14 protein-coding genes are annotated in these 17,067 nt (G+C 71.0%); 5 read left to right on the top strand and 9 right to left on the bottom strand.

Annotated features, from left to right (window positions below; translation table 11 throughout):
• Positions 1 to 54 precede the first annotated feature (54 nt).
• From ACFYZL_RS13100 to ACFYZL_RS13085, 4 genes are all read right to left on the bottom strand, one after another.
• The gene (locus tag ACFYZL_RS13100) at positions 55 to 459 is read right to left on the bottom strand and encodes a hypothetical protein (protein WP_384756421.1); all 405 of its coding nucleotides are present in this window, start codon (positions 457 to 459) and stop codon (positions 55 to 57) included.
• Positions 387 to 1,193 (bottom strand): TerD family protein, encoded by an 807-nt coding sequence (locus ACFYZL_RS13095; protein ID WP_388678649.1) that lies wholly within the window; start codon positions 1,191 to 1,193, stop codon positions 387 to 389. The genes ACFYZL_RS13100 and ACFYZL_RS13095 overlap by 73 nt, the downstream gene beginning before the upstream one ends.
• Positions 1,194 to 1,321: 128 nt before the next feature.
• Complete coding sequence (locus ACFYZL_RS13090) at positions 1,322 to 4,645, bottom strand: S8 family serine peptidase (RefSeq protein WP_384756416.1); 3,324 nt, start codon at positions 4,643 to 4,645, stop codon at positions 1,322 to 1,324.
• A gap of 273 nt (positions 4,646 to 4,918) precedes the next feature.
• On the bottom strand, positions 4,919 to 5,515 hold the full coding sequence (locus ACFYZL_RS13085; protein ID WP_384756414.1) for a CGNR zinc finger domain-containing protein: 597 nt from the start codon (positions 5,513 to 5,515) through the stop codon (positions 4,919 to 4,921).
• Between the two features lie 126 nt (positions 5,516 to 5,641).
• On the opposite strand from ACFYZL_RS13085, the gene ACFYZL_RS13080 reads away from it, so the two are divergent.
• Positions 5,642 to 6,100, top strand: a complete 459-nt coding sequence (locus tag ACFYZL_RS13080) for a VOC family protein (protein WP_384756411.1) — start codon at positions 5,642 to 5,644, stop codon at positions 6,098 to 6,100.
• Positions 6,100 to 6,996: a pyridoxamine 5'-phosphate oxidase family protein gene (locus ACFYZL_RS13075; RefSeq protein ID WP_384756409.1), complete on the top strand. Its 897-nt coding sequence runs from the start codon at positions 6,100 to 6,102 to the stop codon at positions 6,994 to 6,996. The genes ACFYZL_RS13080 and ACFYZL_RS13075 overlap by 1 nt, the downstream gene beginning before the upstream one ends.
• On the opposite strand, the gene ACFYZL_RS13070 is transcribed toward ACFYZL_RS13075, so the two are convergent.
• On the bottom strand, positions 6,972 to 7,934 hold the full coding sequence (locus ACFYZL_RS13070) for a hypothetical protein (RefSeq protein WP_384756407.1): 963 nt from the start codon (positions 7,932 to 7,934) through the stop codon (positions 6,972 to 6,974). The genes ACFYZL_RS13075 and ACFYZL_RS13070 overlap by 25 nt on opposite strands.
• 219 nt (positions 7,935 to 8,153) lie before the next feature.
• Entirely contained in the window at positions 8,154 to 10,709 is a 2,556-nt protein-coding gene (gene pepN, locus ACFYZL_RS13065) for an aminopeptidase N (protein ID WP_388678644.1), read from the bottom strand.
• Positions 10,710 to 10,843: 134 nt separating this feature from the next.
• Here pepN and ACFYZL_RS13060 point away from each other — a divergent pair, with 134 nt between their 5' ends.
• On the top strand, positions 10,844 to 11,491 hold the full coding sequence (locus tag ACFYZL_RS13060) for a DsbA family protein (protein WP_384757649.1): 648 nt from the start codon (positions 10,844 to 10,846) through the stop codon (positions 11,489 to 11,491).
• Positions 11,492 to 11,615: 124 nt separating this feature from the next.
• Here the strand turns inward: ACFYZL_RS13060 and ACFYZL_RS13055 are convergent, their stop codons facing one another.
• A complete protein-coding gene (locus ACFYZL_RS13055) occupies positions 11,616 to 12,272 on the bottom strand; it encodes a superoxide dismutase (protein WP_384757652.1) in 657 nt (218 codons plus the stop codon).
• A 144-nt stretch (positions 12,273 to 12,416) separates the two neighbouring features.
• On the bottom strand, positions 12,417 to 13,823 hold the full coding sequence (locus ACFYZL_RS13050) for an amino acid permease (RefSeq protein WP_384757655.1): 1,407 nt from the start codon (positions 13,821 to 13,823) through the stop codon (positions 12,417 to 12,419).
• A gap of 285 nt (positions 13,824 to 14,108) precedes the next feature.
• On the opposite strand from ACFYZL_RS13050, the gene ACFYZL_RS13045 reads away from it, so the two are divergent.
• The gene (locus ACFYZL_RS13045; protein WP_384757658.1) at positions 14,109 to 14,711 is read left to right on the top strand and encodes a biotin transporter BioY; all 603 of its coding nucleotides are present in this window, start codon (positions 14,109 to 14,111) and stop codon (positions 14,709 to 14,711) included.
• A 76-nt stretch (positions 14,712 to 14,787) separates the two neighbouring features.
• Here the strand turns inward: ACFYZL_RS13045 and ACFYZL_RS13040 are convergent, their stop codons facing one another.
• Positions 14,788 to 16,224 (bottom strand): amino acid permease, encoded by a 1,437-nt coding sequence (locus ACFYZL_RS13040; RefSeq protein WP_384757660.1) that lies wholly within the window; start codon positions 16,222 to 16,224, stop codon positions 14,788 to 14,790.
• Positions 16,225 to 16,445: 221 nt separating this feature from the next.
• Here ACFYZL_RS13040 and ACFYZL_RS13035 point away from each other — a divergent pair, with 221 nt between their 5' ends.
• On the top strand, positions 16,446 to 16,931 hold the full coding sequence (locus tag ACFYZL_RS13035; RefSeq protein WP_384588577.1) for a ribose-5-phosphate isomerase: 486 nt from the start codon (positions 16,446 to 16,448) through the stop codon (positions 16,929 to 16,931).
• The last annotated feature ends 136 nt before the right edge of the window (positions 16,932 to 17,067 follow it).

Below are 17,067 nucleotides of genomic sequence, written 5' to 3'. Positions count from 1 at the left end.
ATCCATTGTCCGCAGTACGGACGATCTGCCGCGATGGACGGGTCCCGGACCCCCTCAGCCGTGGATCCGAAGGCTCCACTTGCCCGCCGCGCGGACGGACAGCGGGCCGGGCGGAACCTTGTACACGCCCGGGGTCATGCACACCCGCTCCCCGGGGACCAGGTGCTCGTCCAGGGGGAACATCGGGGACTGTCCGTCGTCGTGCCGGATCTCCACCTTCGCCCAGCCGCCGGGCACCAGCACGACCTGCGGGCCCCTGCCGGACAGTTTCCGGTCCAGCACCGGCGCGGTGTCCAGCGGCAGGACCTCCAGCTTCCAGGGGACTGTGTCGGGGGCCTCGACCACTAGGTGGGACCAGCCGGCGGGGCCGACGGCGAGCGGGCCGGTCACCGGGTGGCGGTGGTTCGGGAGGGCGACGAGGTGGCCCGTGCCGTCCGCCTGGTAGGTGGCCACCTGCATCCCGGCGTCCTTGTGGCGCCCGCGCCGTCGGCGGGCCTCCCGGAGTCCCGCCCGGGCGCGGGGAGCGGCTCCGCCCGGGGCGGCTCGGCGGCCGGCTCGGCGGGCGAGGCCGGAGGGGCCGGAAGGGACGGCGCGGCCGACGGGCGCGGCGGCGGTCCGGGGGTCTTGTCGACCTCGCTCATCGCGGGGCCGGCCACCGGGGCGGCCGGGAGCGCGTCCGGGCGTATGTCGAAGTCGGCGGCGAGCGCGGCCGGCCCGCCGGTGTAGCCCTGGCCCACCGCGCGGAACCGCCAGGCCCCGCTGCGGCGGCAGCACTCGCCGAGCACCAGCGCGGTGTCCATGACGGCGTCCGTCACCTCGTACCGGGCCGCCGTCGCACCGCCGGCCGTCACCTCCGCGGACAGCCCGTCGACCGCGCCGAAGGGCCCGCCCGCGGTGAAGGCCGCGATCAGGACCCGCTGCACGTCCGGGTCCACGTCGTCCGGGTCCACCTCCAGCCGCTGGACGAGCAGCCCGCCCTGCTCGGTCCCGCCCAGGTGCCGCACCGCGCCGGACGGGTGCCCGGGGCCCTCTGCCAGGACGACGCCGGCTTCATCGCGGACCCGGCCGTAGGCGTCCAGCAGGACCGCCGCGGTGGCGACCGCCGGAGACCCGGGCCGGGCCGTGCGCGCCACGGTGATGCGGAACGGGCCGCTGCCCAAAGGGGTGTTGGCCCCTCGTTCGATGATCGACATGGCGGCATCCTGTCATCGGGCCGTCCCGGTGCAGAAGGGGCGGGGCAGCGCGAAGGGGCCGGTGCCATCGGCACCGGCCCCTCCGTCACGCGGTCACACCGTCATGCGTTCGCGCTCGCGCGCACCCGCTACGGCAGGACCTTCTCGATCTGCACGCTGCCGGTGCCGGCGGCGGTGCCGCGGGCGTTCAGCAGCTGGACCTGGCCGAAGAACTGCCGGCCCTCGGGAGCGGCGGCGCCGACCAGGACGTTCGCCGAGATCGCCGTGGAGGCGCCGTTGGCGAGGTTCACCGCGGCGGCCTCGTCGACCTGGACGGAGCCCAGGGCGGCCGAGAAGTACACGTCGCGGTAGTCGTAGGTGGTGGAGCCGGACGGGACCGCGTAGCCGAGCACCTTGATCTGGTAGGTGCCCGCGGCCGGGTTGGCCAGGCTCACGGCCTCCTCGGAGTCGCCGTCGGCGGAGGAGCCGACCTTGACGCCGTCCTTGTAGACCTCGAGGTCGAGGTCGGCGGCGGTGTCGGAGACCTTGCCGATCGCGATGTCGAGGCGGGAGACGCCCTCGCCGATCGTGACCTCGGTGGTCTGGGTCTCACCGTTGGCGATGGTCGGCTTGGCGACCTTCGCGGAGCCGAGCGGGCCGCCCTTGAGCTTGCCGCCGGAGATGGCCGCACCGTCGTTCTTGACGGTCCACTGGACCGGCGCCGGGGTGCCCTGCTTCACCTCGGGCAGGACCTTGACCGCGGGGTCGAAGGCCGCGCCGAGCACGGAGACGTCCAGCTTGAACGGGTTGTCGAGGAGCGGCGACGTACGGCGCGACTCGACCTCGATCTCCCAGACGCCCGGCTGCGGGTCGGCGTACGACCGCAGGTCGGGGCGGCACTGGTTCGCCGGGTTGTCGTAGTTCGGGTAGCACTGGGTGGTCGCGCTGTCCTCGACGCCCACACCGTAGGGGTGGATCGAGATGAAGCGCGTCTGGCTGCCCGCCGCGAGACCGCCGAGGGCGACCTCGAGGGTCTTCGCGCCCTGCGGCACGGTGACGAAGTACGACTTGTGGCTGTTGCGCTGCACGGACGAGGTGTCCGAGAAGGAGAACGACGGCTTCGCCAGCGGGGTGGAGGCGATGACCGTGGTCAGGATCTGCTTGTCGATGCCCTCGGTGGTCTCGTCGTCCAGCTGCAGGATGCCGCTGTGGACGCCGGCCGTCTTGGGCTTGGCCTCGACCTTGATGGTGACGGGCTTGTTCAGCGGCAGCGTGACGTAGTCGTAGTCGCCGAGGATCTTGAACGTGCCGTCGTTGTTGCGCCAGCTCAGGTTGTGGCGGGTGCCGTACTTGACGCCGGTGGTGCGGGTGACGACGACGTCGTAGACCTTCTTCTGGCCGACCTTCAGGCCGCCCTCGCGGTCGTAGAGGCCGGTGCCGAAGCCCGGGGTCTTCAGGAACTGGTCGATGGCGGTGTCGACCGGCGCCTTGACGGTGAACTCGTTGGACTTCGCGCCGCGCTGGATGGACTCCCACGCACCGAGGACGTTGATCAGACCCGAGCCCTGGGCGTGCGCCGGGACGTCGTCGATCTTCTTCGCGGTGCTGGTGAGCGCGGTGCGCAGGCTCGCCGGGGACAGCGCGATCTTCTGCTGCTTGGCGGCCGAGATCAGCAGGGCGCTGGCGCCCGCGGCCTGCGGCGAGGACATCGAGGTGCCCTGGAGCATGCCGTAACCGGCCGGGAGGTTGTAGCCGGCCTCCTTCACGGGCGCACCGGGCAGCCAGGTCTGGATGGTGTTGATGGCCGCGCCGGGGGCGGTGATGGTCGGCGTGAACCCGCCGTCCTCACGCGGACCGCGCGAGGAGAAGGGGAACATGTTGTACTTCTTGGTCACGCCGGAGCCGTAGTTGGCGGCCCAGGTCTCCTTGGAGACCGCGGCACCCACGGAGATGACCTTGTCCGCGAGACCGGGGTCGCCGATGGTGTTGACACCGGGGCCCTCGTTGCCCGCCGAGATGACGAGCTGGACACCGTAGGTGTCGATGAGGTTCTTGTAGAGCTCCGAACGGGCGTTGTTGCCGTCGTTCAGCGCCGGCAGGCCACCGATGGACATGTTGACGATGTCCACACCGCGGTTGACGACGAGGTCGATCATGCCCTCGGTCAGCGCGATGTTGGTGCAGCCGCCGGACCAGGTGCAGGCGCGCGAGGAGACGATCTTCGCGCCCGGCGCCTCGCCGTTCATCTTGCCGCCGAAGAGGCTGTTGGCGGCGGTGATGCCCGCGACGTGCGTGCCGTGCTCGGACTCGATGATGCCGATGTTGACGAAGTCGGCCTTCTTGCCGACCCAGTCCCCGCCGAGCGGGTCCATCGGGACGTCCTTGCGGATCTGGATCACGAACGGGATGCGCTCGGCGACGTCGGTCGCCGGGTTGTCCGTGCCGAAGTACCCGATCTGGTAGCCGTCCTTGTACGGCTTCATCGGCTCGTTGTTCGTGAAGTCGTTGTCCTGGTCGGTGTCGACGCGGACGGTCCCGGCGACCGGGTCGTAGAGCATGCCGAACCGGTCGGTGGTGTCCCCGTCCCGGTTGACGTCGCCCTTCATGTCGCCGTTGGCGGTGATCGACTCGCTGAACCGGCTCCACTGGAAGCTGCCCTCGGGTGCCTTCCAGCTCGCGCCGCCCGCCGTGAAGGTGCCGCCGGCGGTGGTGACCGGGGTGATCTGGGCGCGCCAGGTGGCGTCGCCGTCGGCGATCGGGTCGGTCGCGGTGACCCAGTCGACGATCTTGCGCTCGCCGGTGGTGGTCTTCTGCAGCGCCGGGTGGCTGACGTCGACGCCCGAGTCCAGGATGCCGATGGTCACGCCGCGGCCGTCGGCCTGCGGGTTCTTCGCGACGAAGTCCACCGCGCCCGTCTCGAAGGACGGGTTGTACGGGTTCTTCGCCGGGGTGTTCTTGTCCGGCGCGGGGTACGACTCGGCGGCGGTCTTCTGGACCTTGCCCGACTCGCCCTTGGTGTCGGGGCGCGGGTCCGGCAGCTGGATCTCGTGCCGCAGGTCGATGCCGTGCACGGAGGACAGCTTGGCGGCCGCCTTCAGGGCGGCCTCCGCCTTGCCGGTGGGCAGGGTGGCGCGCACGTAGCCGAGCTTGTCGTAGGTCTGACCCACCGAGGCGCCGGGGACGGCGCCGATCTGGTCGGTGACCTGCTTGGTCTCGCCGGGGGCGGTCGCGACCATGACGGTGACGGTCGCGTCACCCTTGGCCTTGGCCTCCTGGAGGAGCTCTGCGTCGGCCGAACCGAGCTTCTGGTCGGCGGACTTGACGGCCGGGTTGGAGCCCGGGGCGTCGGCCGCGTTCGCCGCGAAGACGGGCGCCGAGCCGGTGGCCGCGAGGGCGGCCACCAGGCCCGCCGCGGCCGCGACGCGCGCGACGCGTCTGGCCGCGGGTATGGAGCCGGGGGATTCGAGGGTCATCAGCATCCCTGGTAAGTGAAAGATACGGTCCGGATTTCGGTGCCGGATGACCGGTCAGCTTTGCGCAAACGACAGCTCTTTGGGGAGGGTTGTCATTGACCGGTACCCGCCATGGCGGACACTCGCCAGCGCGGCCCATACGCCGGCGCGGCCTTACCGGGACAGACCGGAGCGAACTCCGGGGGTCGCGGAGCTGATTTGTCGATTTGGCGACCGCGTGACAGCACCGGGACGCGATCGCGCCCCGGTGCGGGTGTGACGGTTTCGGACCGTTCAGCGCTCGCGCGTGCGCGCGTAGTGCCGGGAAGCCTTCGCCCGGTTCCCGCAGACGGACATCGAGCACCAGCGCCGGGTCCCGTTGCGCGAGGTGTCGTGGAAGTGCAGCACGCAGGTTTCGGAGGCGCACTTGCGGATCCGGTCGGGCGCGGTGCCCAGCAGTTCGAGGTAGTTCCGGGCCGCGATCCAGGCCGGACCCCAGGTCGGGTCGTCGAACTCGGCCCGCTCGCCGGGGCCTTCGGCCGTCAGGGTGGCGCGGATGCGGCCGTGCTCCAGTACGGCGTCGACCAGCGCGCGGGCGCTCTCGTCGGCCGGGTCCGCCACCGCGCGGGCCAGTGCCTCGCGGGCGGTCATCAGGTGGACCAGGGTCGGGGCGTCGGCGCGGAAGCGGTCGGCCAGCCCGGTGGACTCCAGCCAGATCCGCAGCCCCTCGACCCGGCCGAGCCCGAAGGCCCCGGCGAAGAGGTCGGTGAGCTCGCCCTCCCGCATCCAGCGCGTGTTCAGCAGGTCGAGCGCGACCGGCTCCCCGGTCAGGGGGCGGGGGTCGTCGGACCGGTCCGTGGCCTGGTCGGTCGCCTGGTCGGTCGCCGTCATGTCCGTCTCCTCCGCACCTCGCTAACCCCTGAAGGGTACGTGACCGGTTGACGCATCCGATTCTAACCTCTAATCTCGATTTAGAAGGTTAGAAAGTTGCGAAGTCCCCTGGGGAAGGAACCCGTCATGACGACTGCCATCAGCACCCTCCGCACCGGGCACGTGGGCCTCAACGTCACCGATCTGGAGCGCTCGCTCGCCTTCTACCGGGACGCGCTCGGCTTCCAGGTGCTGGGCGAGGGCAAGGAGGAGGGCCGGCGCTTCGCCTTCCTCGGCCAGGACGGCGAGCTCGTGCTGACCCTCTGGCAGCAGGCCGACGGCGCGTACGCGCCCACCGCGGCCGGACTGCACCACCTGGCGTTCTCCGCCGGCGCCATCGAGGAGGTGCGCGCGTACGAGGAGCGGCTGCGCGGCCTGGGCGTGGAATTCGCGTACGAGGGCGTCGTGGCCCACCGCGAGGGCGCCGCATCGGGCGGCATCTTCTTCCACGACCCCGACGGGACCCGCCTGGAGATCTCGGTCCCGACCGGCGCCGAAGATGCCCCCGCCCCCAGTGAGTCCGCTCCCACCTGCGGATTCTTCTAATGTCCGGGGCCTACCACCAGGGCTCGCTCGCCGTGCAGGAGCGGGTCGGCGTACGCGAACTCGCCGAGCACGTCGGCCGCTCGATCGGCACGGGCATCAAGGACGTGGCCGCGGCCTTCCTGGAACAGCAGCCCCACCTCGTCGTCGGCGCCGCCGACGGCGGGGGCCTGCTGTGGGCTTCCCTGCTCACCGGCGCGCCCGGATTCGTACGGGCCACCGGGCCGCAGCGGATCACGGTCGCCGGCGGCCTGCCGGCCGGCGATCCGCTGACCGGGGCGCTGGCCACGGCCGGGACGAAGGTCGGCACCATCTCCCTCGATCCGCGCACCCGGCGCCGGATGAGGCTGAACGGGACGCTGGAGGTGACCGGCCGGGGCTTCGCCGTCCTGGCCGAGCAGGTCTTCGCCAACTGCCCCAAGTACCTCCAGAAGCGGCAACCGCTGGACCTCGCCGCCGAAGGAGCCGGTGTCGTGCGGCGCGGGGACGCGCTCACCCCCGACCAGGAGCGGGCCGTCCGCGCCGCCGACACCTTCTTCGTGGCCACCACGGCAGAGGCGGACGGGGTCGACGCCAGCCACCGCGGCGGGCTGCCCGGTTTCGTCGAGGTGCTCTCGCCGACCGAGCTGAGCTGGCCGGACTACGCGGGCAACGCCATGTTCCTGACCCTGGGCAACCTCGCGGCCGACCCGCGGGCCGGGCTGCTCTTCCCGGACTGGGAGACCGGGGCCGTACTCCAGCTCAGCGGCCGGGCCCGGGTCGAGTTCGGACCCGACGGGGGCCGCACCACCCGCTTCCGCGTGGAGTCGGTGGTCGAGGCCGTCCATCCGGGGCGGCTGCGCTGGAGCGCCCCGGAGTACTCGCCCCACCTGCCTCACCTGGGCAGGACCACCAGGTAGGCGGCGGGCTCGCGGTCGCCGGACGCCGTCAGGGCGGTCCGGATGACCGCGGCCTGCTGCTCGGGCCAGTCGCGGAGCTTGCGCGGGGTGATGTGGATGACGGTCACCCCGAGCCGCTCCAGGGTCTCGCGCTTGCGCACGCACTCGGACCACTCCTCGTCCTCGCCCTGGCGCGGGGCGCGGGTGTCGAGCTCCACGGCCACGGAGTGCTCGGGCCAGAAGGCGTCGACCCCGCCGAGGTGGGGGCCGCCGGGGATGCGCAGGTCCACGTTCCAGACCGGCTCGGGCAGCTCGTAGCCGCGTACGACGTGGTACAGCCGGTCCTCGGCGATGGCGCGGCCCTCGGCGAGCAGGGCCTCGACGGCCTCGACCACGTGCGTGCGGTTCAGCAGCCGGGCCACCGTCAGCTCCCGTACGACGGCGGCCGGTTCGCAGTGCCCGGCGCGGACGGCCTCGCTGAGCAGACGGCGTACGGTGCCGGCGTCGTCGAGCTGGGCGACGGCGTCGGCGACGGCCCGCGCGACGGGCGCCACCGGAAGCCCCGTCACCTCCTCGGGCCGGGGCGTGGTGTGCGCGCGCACGATCCGCACGTCCCCGGTGGAACGCAGGCGGCGGGTGCCGGGTACGAGCACGTCGATGTGCGAGAGGGCGAGCAAGGCGGGGACGGAGGCGAACCGGTACAGCGCGAGCGCCGCCAGCCCGGTGATCATCTCCTCGCCGTGCCCGCGCCGGCCGGCGTACAACAGGGCGGCGTGCAGCCGCTCCTCGCTGGTCGCGGGCCCGGAGTGGAGCAGGAACACCCCGGGCAGGATCTGCTGCCACGGCCGCTCGGCGGCGTCGGAGGCGGTGACGCCGTGCTCGCGCAGCTGGGCGAGGGTGAGCACGCGGGGGCGGGTGCCGGTGAGGTGGGCGAGGGGGAGGGGCGCGTTGTGGTTCATGACGCGGTGATTCCCTCAGGCCATGGCCTTGATAACCGCTGTTACACGCTCGTCGACAAATACGGACAAGACGGGGCTAAAGTACGGACGTTCGATGACCGATAGCCCCGGCGGCGCGTGCCCGTTCCGTCCCGGTTTCGCCGGGTTTCGCGGCGAGTCCGTCGGACGGGCCGGGTTGCCGTGCAGCGGCAACCCGGCCCGTCCGGCGTTCGAGCGGGGTCAGCCCGCCGCCGCGTCGCAGTGCTGGGCGCGCAGGGCGCGGGCCAGGTCGTCGCGGGACTCCAGCACCAGGCGGCGAAGGGCCGGCGCCGCGTCGGCATGGGCCGAGAGCCACGCGTCGGTCGCCGCCACCGTGGACTCCGGGTCCTGGAGCGAGGGGTACAGACCCTTCACCACGTCGATGCCGATCTGGATCGACCGCTCCGACCAGATCCGCGCGATCACCTCGAAGTACCGCCCCGCGTACGGAGCCAACAGCCCCCGCTGGGACGCCTGCTGCATGCCCGCGATGGTGGCCTCCACCAGCGCGTTCGACAGCGCGTCGGACTCGACCACCGCCGCCCACGCCTGGTCCTTCACCGCCGCCGACGGCCGCGCCGCCAGGCACCGCACCTGGTGCCGCTTGCCCGACGCCGTGTCGTCGCGCGCCAGCTCCGCGGCCAGGACGCCCTCGTCCACCGCCCCGTGCGCGGCCAGCGGCAGCAGGAGGTCCCAGCGCAGCTCCTGGTCCACCTCCAGCCCGTCGATCCGGGCGGAGCCGTCCAGCAGCCCCAGCAGCAGCTGGAAGTCGCCCTCGGTCGTCGCGCCCGCCGCGAAGAAGCGGGCCCACGTCAGCTGGTGCTCCGAACCCGGCGCGGCGAGCCGCAGTTCGGGCAGCGCGCCCGCCGCCAGCTCCCGCCCGGCCTGCTCGCGCCGGTCGGGCGCCGAGTAGTGGGTGACCGCGGTCTGGGCCTGCGCGTGCAGCATCTGGAGCACGCCGACGTCCGTCTCCCGGCCCGCGTGCGCCAGTACCAGCGAGAGGAAGTCGCGCGCCGGCATCAGGCCGTCCCGCGTCAGGTTCCACAGGGCGGACCAGCACAGCGCCCGGGCGAGAGGGTCGGTCAGGTCGCCCAGGTGCCCGCGCAGCGTGGCGAGGGAGCCCTCGTCGAAGCGGACCTTGCAGTAGGTCAGGTCCTCGTCGTTGACCAGGACCAGGTCCGGGCGGTCCAGGCCCGCCGCCTCCTCCACGACCGTCCGCGGCCCCGCCACGTCCACCCCGGCCCGCGCGTAGCGGACCAGGCGGCCGTCGGACTCCAGCCGGTACAGGCCGACCGCCACCCGGTGAGGGCGCAGCTCCTCGCCCTCCTGGACCACCGCCAGTTCCGTCACCCGCCCGGACGCGTCGTACGTCAGCACCGGGGTCAGCGCGTTCACGCCGGCCGTCTGCAGCCAGGCCCGCGACCATTCGGCCATGTCCCGCCCCGAGACCTCGGCGAGCACCGACAGCAGGTCGTCCAGGGTGGTGTTCCCGTACGCGTTCGCCTTGAAGTAGCGGCGCGCGCCCTCCAGGAACGCCTCCCGCCCCACGTAGGCGACGAGCTGCTTCAGGACCGCCGCGCCCTTGGCGTAGGTGATGCCGTCGAAGTTCAGCTTCGCGTCCTCCAGGTCACGGATGTCGGCCGTGATCGGGTGCGTGGACGGCAGCTGGTCGGCGCGGTAGGCCCACGCCTTGCGGCTGTTGGCGAAGGTGACCCACGCCTGGTCGAAGCGGGTGGCCTCCACCAGACCGAAGGAGCCCATGAAGTCGGCGAAGGACTCCTTCAGCCACAGGTCGTCCCACCACTTCATGGTGACGAGGTCGCCGAACCACATGTGCGCCATCTCGTGCAGGATGACGTTGGCGCGCCGCTCGTAGGAGGCCTGCGTCACCTTGCCGCGGAAGATGTACTCCTCGCGGAAGGTCACGATCCCCGGGTTCTCCATCGCGCCCAGGTTGTACTCCGGCACGAAGGCCTGGTCGTACTTCCCGAACGGGTACGGGTAGTCGAAGATCTCGTGGAAGAGGTCGAAGCCCTGCTTGGTGACGAGGAAGACGTCGTCCGCGTCGAAGTGCTTCGCCAGCCCCTTGCGGCACATCGCGCCCAGCGGGATCGTCAGGTCCCCGCGCGTGTAGGTGTCCGTCACGTAGTGGTAGGGGCCGGCGACGACGCAGGTGATGTACGTCGAGATCGGCTTGGTCTCGGCGAACCGCCACACCCCTGCCTCGCGGGACTCCTCCGCGCCGTTGCTCCAGACCTGCCAACCCTCGGGCGCGGTCACCTCGAAGCGGTACGGCGCCTTCAGGTCCGGCTGCTCGAAGTTGGCGTACACCCGACGGGCGTCGGCCGGTTCGTACTGGGTGTAGAGGTAGACCTCGCCGTCCTCGGGGTCCACGAAGCGGTGCAGGCCCTCGCCCGTGCGGCTGTACGCGCAGTTCGCGTCGACCACGAGGACGTTCTCCGAGGCCAGGTCGTGGACCGCGATCCGCGCGCCGTCGAAGACCGCGGCGGTGTCGAGCGACCGGCCGTTCAGTGTGACGGAGTTCACGGAGGGGGCGATCAGGTCCACGAAGGTGGACGTGCCGGGGGCGGCGGCCCTGAAGCGGATCGTGGTCACCGAGCGGAAGGTGCGGGGCCCATCGGCGGGCCTGGCGTCCTCCACGGCGGACCTGACGTCGAGGACCACCTCGTACCCGTCGACGGACAGGAGTTCGGCCCGCTCGCGGGCCTCCTCGCGGGACAGGTTCTCTCCGGGCACGTGCACTCCTTCGTGCGGCATCGTGTTCTTGTGGGGAATCCTCGCACGGGGGAATGCGCGCGCCCCGGTCCTGGTTGGGGACACAGAACGTCAGCCAGTGCTGCCTTTTTTCGAGACGGAGACTGAGGAGAGACATGACCGACACCCAGGTGCGCGAGAAGACCCCGGTCGACTTCTGGTTCGACCCGCTCTGCCCCTGGGCCTGGATGACCTCCCGCTGGATGCTGGAGGTCGAGAAGGTCCGTGACGTCGAGGTCCGCTGGCACGTGATGAGCCTCGCGGTGCTGAACGAGAACCGCCTCGACGAACTGCCCGAGACCTACCGCGAACTGCTCGGCCCCAAGGGCTGGGCCCCCGTGCGCGTGGTGGTCGCCGCCCAGCAGAAGTTCGGCGACGAGATCACCGGCAAGCTCTACACCGAGCTCGGCACCCGCATCCACAACGAGGCCAAGGGCCCGACCCGCGAGGTCATCGCCGAGGCCCTGGCGGCGCTCGACCTGCCGGCCGAACTGCTCGCGTACGCCGACTCCGACGAGTACGACGAGGTGCTGCGCGCCTCGCACAACGACGGCATCGACCGGGTCGGCCAGGAGGTCGGCACCCCGGTGATCTCGGTGCCCGGCGCCGACGGCGAGGAAGTCGCCTTCTTCGGCCCGGTCGTCACCCCCGCCCCGCGCGGCGAGGCCGCCGCCCGGCTGTGGGACGGCACGCTGCTGGTCGCCTCCACGCCCGGCTTCTACGAGATCAAGCGCACCCGCACCAAGGGCCCCTCCTTCGAGTAGGCCCCGCCCGCGAACGACGCAGAAGGCCCCCGCGAGTCACGTCCTCGCGGGGGCCTTCTGGTGGAAACGCCCGCAAGTGAAGGTTGAGAAGACGATCACGAGGCGGACGACTGCGGGGCGCTGATCAGCCCTTGACGGGGATCAGCAGCGGGGTGTTGGCCTTGGCGTCGGTGTAGCGCTTCGCCACGTCCTGCCAGTTGACGACGTTCCACATCGCCTCGATGAAGTCCACCTTCTGGTTCTTGTACTGCAGGTAGAAGGCGTGCTCCCAGGCGTCGAAGACCAGGATCGGGGTGCTGGCCACGCCCACGTTGCCCTGGTGGTCGTAGACCTGCTCGACGACCAGACGGCCGCTGACGGGCTCGTACGCGAGCACGCCCCAGCCGGAGCCTTGGGTGGCCGAGGAGGCGAAGGTCAGCTGCTTCTTGAACTTCTCGAAGGAGCCGAAGGACTCGGTGATCGCGTCGGCCAGGTCGCCCAGACCGTCGGCCGCGGTCGGCTCGCCGCCGCCCTCGCCGGTCTTCGGGCTCGCCATGTTGTGCCAGTAGATGCTGTGCAGGATGTGGCCGGAGAGGTGGAACGCGAGGTTCTTTTCCAGGCCGTTCAGCGCGCCCCAGTTCTCCTTGTCGCGCGCCTCCGCCAGCTGCTCCAGCGTGTTGTTGGCGCCCGTGACGTAGGCCGCGTGGTGCTTGTCGTGGTGCAGCTCGATGATCTGCGGGTTGATCACCGGCTCGAGTGCCGCGTAGTCGTACGGAAGCTCAGGAAGCGTGTAGATGGCCATGCGTGTGATCCGGTCCCCTCGGCGTGCCAATCGCTTATTGCAATTAATGCGCAACTGCACGCTAGCAGCATGTATTCCACGGCGCGCAAACGGGTACGGCCCGGGACTCCCGTCCCGGGCCGTACTCCACGCGTTCCGTTCGGATCAGGACCGGCGGTCCCGCAGTTCGCGGACCCACGCCACCACCAGCACCGCCGCGGCGGCCCCCGCCGACCACAGCAGCTGCGGCCGCGCCGAGTCGTCGAAGAGCATCAGCACCAGCACCGCGGCCATGCCCAGCAGCGCGCACCAGGTGGCGTACGGGAACAGCCACATCGGAAGGGTCAGCCGCTCCGGCATGTCCCGCTCGATCCGGCGGCGCAGCTTCAGCTGCGAGACCGCGATCAGCGCCCACACGAACAGCAGCACCGCGCCGACCGCGTTGAGCATGTACAGGAAGATCGTGTCCGGCCACAGCAGGTTCAGCACGACCGACACGAAGCCGAAGGCCACCGAGGCGAACACGGCCCGGCGCGGCACCCCGCCGCCCGAGACCTTCAGCAGCGCCTTGGGCGCCTCCTCGCGCTCGGCCAGCGAGAAGATCATGCGGGAGGACCCGTACAGGTTCGCGTTCAGAGCCGACAGCAGCGCCACGAACACCACGATGTTCATGATCTGGCCGGCTGCCGGGATGCCGATGGAGTCGAGGGCGGCGACGTAGGGGCTCTGGCCCGGCTCCAGCGAGTCCCACGGCAGGAGCGTGACGATGACCAGCATCGAGCCGATGTAGAAGAAGAGGATGCGCCACACCGCGCTGCGCACCGCGCGGGAGACGGACCGGGCCGGGTCGTCGGACTCGGCGGCGGCGATCGTGACGACCTCCAGGCCGCCGAAGGCGAAGATGACGGCGAGCATGCCGGCGACCACGCCACCCATGCCGGTGGGGAAGAAGCCGCCCTGGCCGGTGAGGTTGGCCAGGCCCACCGGATCCGTGTCGGGGAGCAGGCCGAAGATCGCGAGGGTGCCGAGGATCAGGAACAGCACGATCGCGCCGACCTTGAGCGCGGCGAACCAGAACTCGAACTCGCCGAAGTTCTTCACGGCGGCCAGGTTGCTCACGGTGAAGACCACCATGAAGAGCAGCACCCAGACCCACTGGTCGACGGAGGGCACCCAGCCGTTCGCGATCTTCGCCGCGCCGGTGGCCTCCACCGCCAGCACCACGACCAGCAGGAACCAGTACAGCCAGCCCGCGCTGAAGCCCGCCCAGCGCCCCAGCGCCCGCTCCGCGTACACCGAGAACGAGCCCGAGGCGGGCATCGCCGCCGACATCTCGCCCAACGCCCGCATCACGAGCATCGCGAGGACGCCCGCGAGCAGGTAGGAGCAGACGATCGCGGGACCGGCGATGCCGATGCCGGCTCCGGAGCCCACGAAGAGCCCGGCGCCGATCACGCCGCCGAGGCCCAACATCGTCAGATGGCGCTGCTTGAGACTGTGGCTGAGGGGTTCCGGGGGGAGCTCGGACGTCGGGGGAGGGGGCGGGGGTACTTCGGACAGGCGCTCGCGCATGAGGGGTGCTCGTACTCTCGTTGGGCCCGGCGGCGGTGAAGGCTCCGTCAGGTTGGCGGGACCCTACAGTCTCCCCGAGCGGAACCGTCGTGTGCAAAAAGGACGTGCTGACAGATCTTCCCAGTGATGCGGATCACCCCGCTCGGGGCATTGGCCGCATCCTTTGTGTGATTCCCACGAAACCGGCCGGTACGGCTTTGTGTCGGGCGGCGGTGGGACGGGGCCCGGCGGCCCCATAGCGTCGGTGATCGTCCCGCTCTACCCCTCACCCTCCCGGAGCCAACGATGAGCACCGCTTCCGCAGCCCCCACCGCTTCCGTGTCCTTCCGGGCCGGCGCCGTCCTCGCCGACCTGCTGCCCGCGAGCCGCGTCCGCGACGTCGCGCTCGTCGTCGGCGGCGCCGCGCTCACCGGGCTGGCCGCGCAGATCTCCGTACCGGTCCCCGGCTCCCCGGTCCCGGTCACCGGCCAGACCTTCGCGGCGCTGCTCGTCGGCTCGGCCTTCGGCGCCCGCCGCGGCTTCCTGTCGCTCGCCCTGTACGCGCTCGTCGGCATGGCCGGCGTGCCGTGGTTCGCGGGCGGCACCTCGGGGGCGGGCGGAGCCTCCTTCGGGTACGTGCTCGGCATGCTGCTGGCCGCCACCGTCGTCGGCGCCCTCGCACGGCGCGGCGGCGACCGCTCGGTCCTGCGTACCGCGGGCACGATGGTGCTGGGCTCCGCGGTGATCTACGCCGTGGGCGTGCCGTACCTGATGGCCGCCACCGGCATGTCCGCGAGCGCGGCCGTCGCGGCGGGCCTGACCCCGTTCCTGATCGGCGACGCGCTCAAGGCCGCCCTCGCGATGGGCGCCCTGCCGGCCGCCTGGAAGCTGGCGGGCCGCCGCGGCTGAGAGCCGTACCCGACGCACCGGAGCCCGGCCCGCCTGTGAGGCGGGCCGGGCTCCTTCGTGCGCATGCGACAACGGGTCAGCCCTGCAGGGCGGCCCGCTTGCGGCGGAAGTCGAGCACCACACCGATGACGACGACCACACCGGCGACCAGGGTGGACAGGGTGACGACCTCGCGGTTGGCGTCGTCCACGAACATGTAGCCGATGACGAACATGATCAGGGCGGCGGTGGCCCAGGTCAGCCACGGGAACAGCCACATCTTCACGGTCAGCTTCTCCGGGGCCTCGCGGACCAGGATCCCGCGCATCTTCAGCTGGGTGAAGCAGATGACCAGCCAGACGAAGAGCGCGATGGCACCCGAGGAGTTCAGGAGGAAGTTGAAGACCGTGTCCTTGAACGCGTAGTTGAAGTAGACGGCGACGAAGCCGAAGACCGTGGAGCCGAGGATCGCGGCCACCGGAACACCACGCGAGTTGACCTTGGCGAACGCCTTGGGGGCGTCGCCGCGCTCACCGAGCGAGAAGGCCATGCGGGAGGCGGTGTAGAGGCCCGAGTTCAGGCAGGACAGCACGGCGGTCAGGACGATGACCTCCATGATCGTGCCGGCGTGCGCGATGCCGATCGAGTCGAGGGCGGCGACGTACGAGCCCTTCTCGGTGATCGACTTGTCGTTCCAGGGGAGCAGCGTCAGCACGATGAAGATCGAGCCGAGGTAGAAGACGCCGATCCGCCAGATGACGGAGTTGGTGGCCTGGGTGACCGCCTTGCGGGGGTTCTCCGACTCGCCGGCCGCGAGGGTGACGATCTCGCTGCCCATGAAGGAGAAGACGACCATCAGCACGCCGGTGAGGACGGCGCCGTAGCCGTTGGGGAAGAAGCCGCCCGTGTCGGTCAGGTGGGCGAAGCCCGCACCCGGGTTGTGGGAGCCGGGCAGCACGCCGAAGACGGCCAGCATGCCGATGATCACGAAGGCGCCGATGGCGACGACCTTGATGCCCGCGAACCAGAACTCGAACTCGCCGTACGAGGCGACGGAACCGAGGTTGGTGGCGGTCAGGACCGCCATCACGATCAGGGCCCAGGCCCACTGCGGGACGGCCGGGATCCAGCCCTCCAGGATCGAGGCGCCGGCGGTGGCCTCCACGGCCAGGACGACGACCCAGAAGAACCAGTACAGCCAGCCGATGGAGAAGCCGGCCCAGCGGCCGAGCGCGCGGTCGGCGTAAGCGGAGAAGGAGCCCGAGTTCGGGCTGGCGGCCGCCATCTCGCCGAGCATCCGCATCACGAAGACGACCATCGCGCCGACGAGCGCGTAGGAGATCAGGATGGCGGGACCGGCCTTGGCGATGCCGCCACCGGAGCCGACGAAGAGGCCGGCGCCGATGACACCGCCGATGGCGATCATGGACAGGTGGCGGTTCTTGAGACCGGCCTTCAGACCATCGGAGGGCAGGCCGTCACCGGGGTTGCCGGTGGGGCCGCCTTCCTTCTGAAGGGTCGTCGTGGAGCTCATGGACGGATCCTTAGGGTTCTCGGATTGCGAGCCCCGGCATTCAAACCTGAGATGAACGTAAGGCGGAAGACCCCAATCCGTAACCTTGCCCTGGGACGAAGGTCCAGGACCTTGGTCCCGACCCGCCCCATCTGGGGTCTTTGGGTTTACTTGAGCTTTAGAAGTGACTTACGCGACACCCTGCCGAGCTCCGCCGGGGGCTCTCGTGCCACACTCGTTGCATGCGCGTGTACCTCGGATCCGACCATGCAGGCTTTGAGCTGAAGAACCACCTCGTGGACTGGCTCAAGAACAACGGCCACGAGCCCGTCGACTGCGGGCCCCACATCTACGACGCCGTGGACGACTACCCGCCGTTCTGCCTCCGCGCCGCGGAGAAGACCGCCGCGGACGCCGACAGCCTCGGCATCGTGATCGGCGGCTCCGGCAACGGCGAGCAGATCGCCGCGAACAAGGTCAAGGGCGTCCGCGCCATCCTCGCCTGGAGCGTGGAGACCGCGAAGCTCGGCCGCGAGCACAACAACGCCAACGTCATCTCCGTCGGCGGCCGCATGCACACCCAGGACGAGGCCACCAGCTTCATCGAGGCCTTCCTCGCGACCCCGTACTCCGACGAGGAGCGCCACACCCGCCGCATCGACATGCTCTCGGCGTACGAGCAGACCGGCGAGCTGCCCCCCATCCCGGCGCACCACCCGCAGGGCTGATTCCGCTTCCGGCCGTGGGGCCCGGGGGGGGGGGGGGGGGGGGGGGGGTGGTTAATAGTGAGATCTGCTGACACCTCGCCCGCGGGCCCAGAACAAAACCCACCCGCCCCCCCCCACCCCCCGGCGCGCCCCGCCC

The organism is Streptomyces sp. NPDC001717, assembly GCF_042892775.1.
GTDB lineage: Bacteria > Actinomycetota > Actinomycetes > Streptomycetales > Streptomycetaceae > Streptomyces.
Note: the sequence above shows the minus strand (reverse complement) of the source record. Positions and strands in the feature narration are given on the sequence as shown.

What these genes read in the sequence shown, in the direction of transcription:
- ACFYZL_RS13075 (WP_384756409.1), top strand. Translation starts at nt 6,100, where the DNA reads ATGTCCGGGGCCTACCACCAGGGCTCGCTCGCCGTGCAGGAGCGGGTC.
- ACFYZL_RS13060 (WP_384757649.1), top strand. Translation starts at nt 10,844, where the DNA reads ATGACCGACACCCAGGTGCGCGAGAAGACCCCGGTCGACTTCTGGTTC.
- ACFYZL_RS13095 (WP_388678649.1), bottom strand. Translation starts at nt 1,193, where the DNA reads ATGTCGATCATCGAACGAGGGGCCAACACCCCTTTGGGCAGCGGCCCG.
- ACFYZL_RS13100 (WP_384756421.1), bottom strand. Translation starts at nt 459, where the DNA reads ATGCAGGTGGCCACCTACCAGGCGGACGGCACGGGCCACCTCGTCGCC.
- ACFYZL_RS13070 (WP_384756407.1), bottom strand. Translation starts at nt 7,934, where the DNA reads ATGAACCACAACGCGCCCCTCCCCCTCGCCCACCTCACCGGCACCCGC.
- ACFYZL_RS13080 (WP_384756411.1), top strand. Translation starts at nt 5,642, where the DNA reads ATGACGACTGCCATCAGCACCCTCCGCACCGGGCACGTGGGCCTCAAC.
- ACFYZL_RS13045 (WP_384757658.1), top strand. Translation starts at nt 14,109, where the DNA reads ATGAGCACCGCTTCCGCAGCCCCCACCGCTTCCGTGTCCTTCCGGGCC.
- ACFYZL_RS13090 (WP_384756416.1), bottom strand. Translation starts at nt 4,645, where the DNA reads ATGACCCTCGAATCCCCCGGCTCCATACCCGCGGCCAGACGCGTCGCG.
- ACFYZL_RS13050 (WP_384757655.1), bottom strand. Translation starts at nt 13,823, where the DNA reads ATGCGCGAGCGCCTGTCCGAAGTACCCCCGCCCCCTCCCCCGACGTCC.
- ACFYZL_RS13055 (WP_384757652.1), bottom strand. Translation starts at nt 12,272, where the DNA reads ATGGCCATCTACACGCTTCCTGAGCTTCCGTACGACTACGCGGCACTC.
- ACFYZL_RS13035 (WP_384588577.1), top strand. Translation starts at nt 16,446, where the DNA reads ATGCGCGTGTACCTCGGATCCGACCATGCAGGCTTTGAGCTGAAGAAC.
- ACFYZL_RS13040 (WP_384757660.1), bottom strand. Translation starts at nt 16,224, where the DNA reads ATGAGCTCCACGACGACCCTTCAGAAGGAAGGCGGCCCCACCGGCAAC.
- ACFYZL_RS13085 (WP_384756414.1), bottom strand. Translation starts at nt 5,515, where the DNA reads ATGACGGCGACCGACCAGGCGACCGACCAGGCCACGGACCGGTCCGAC.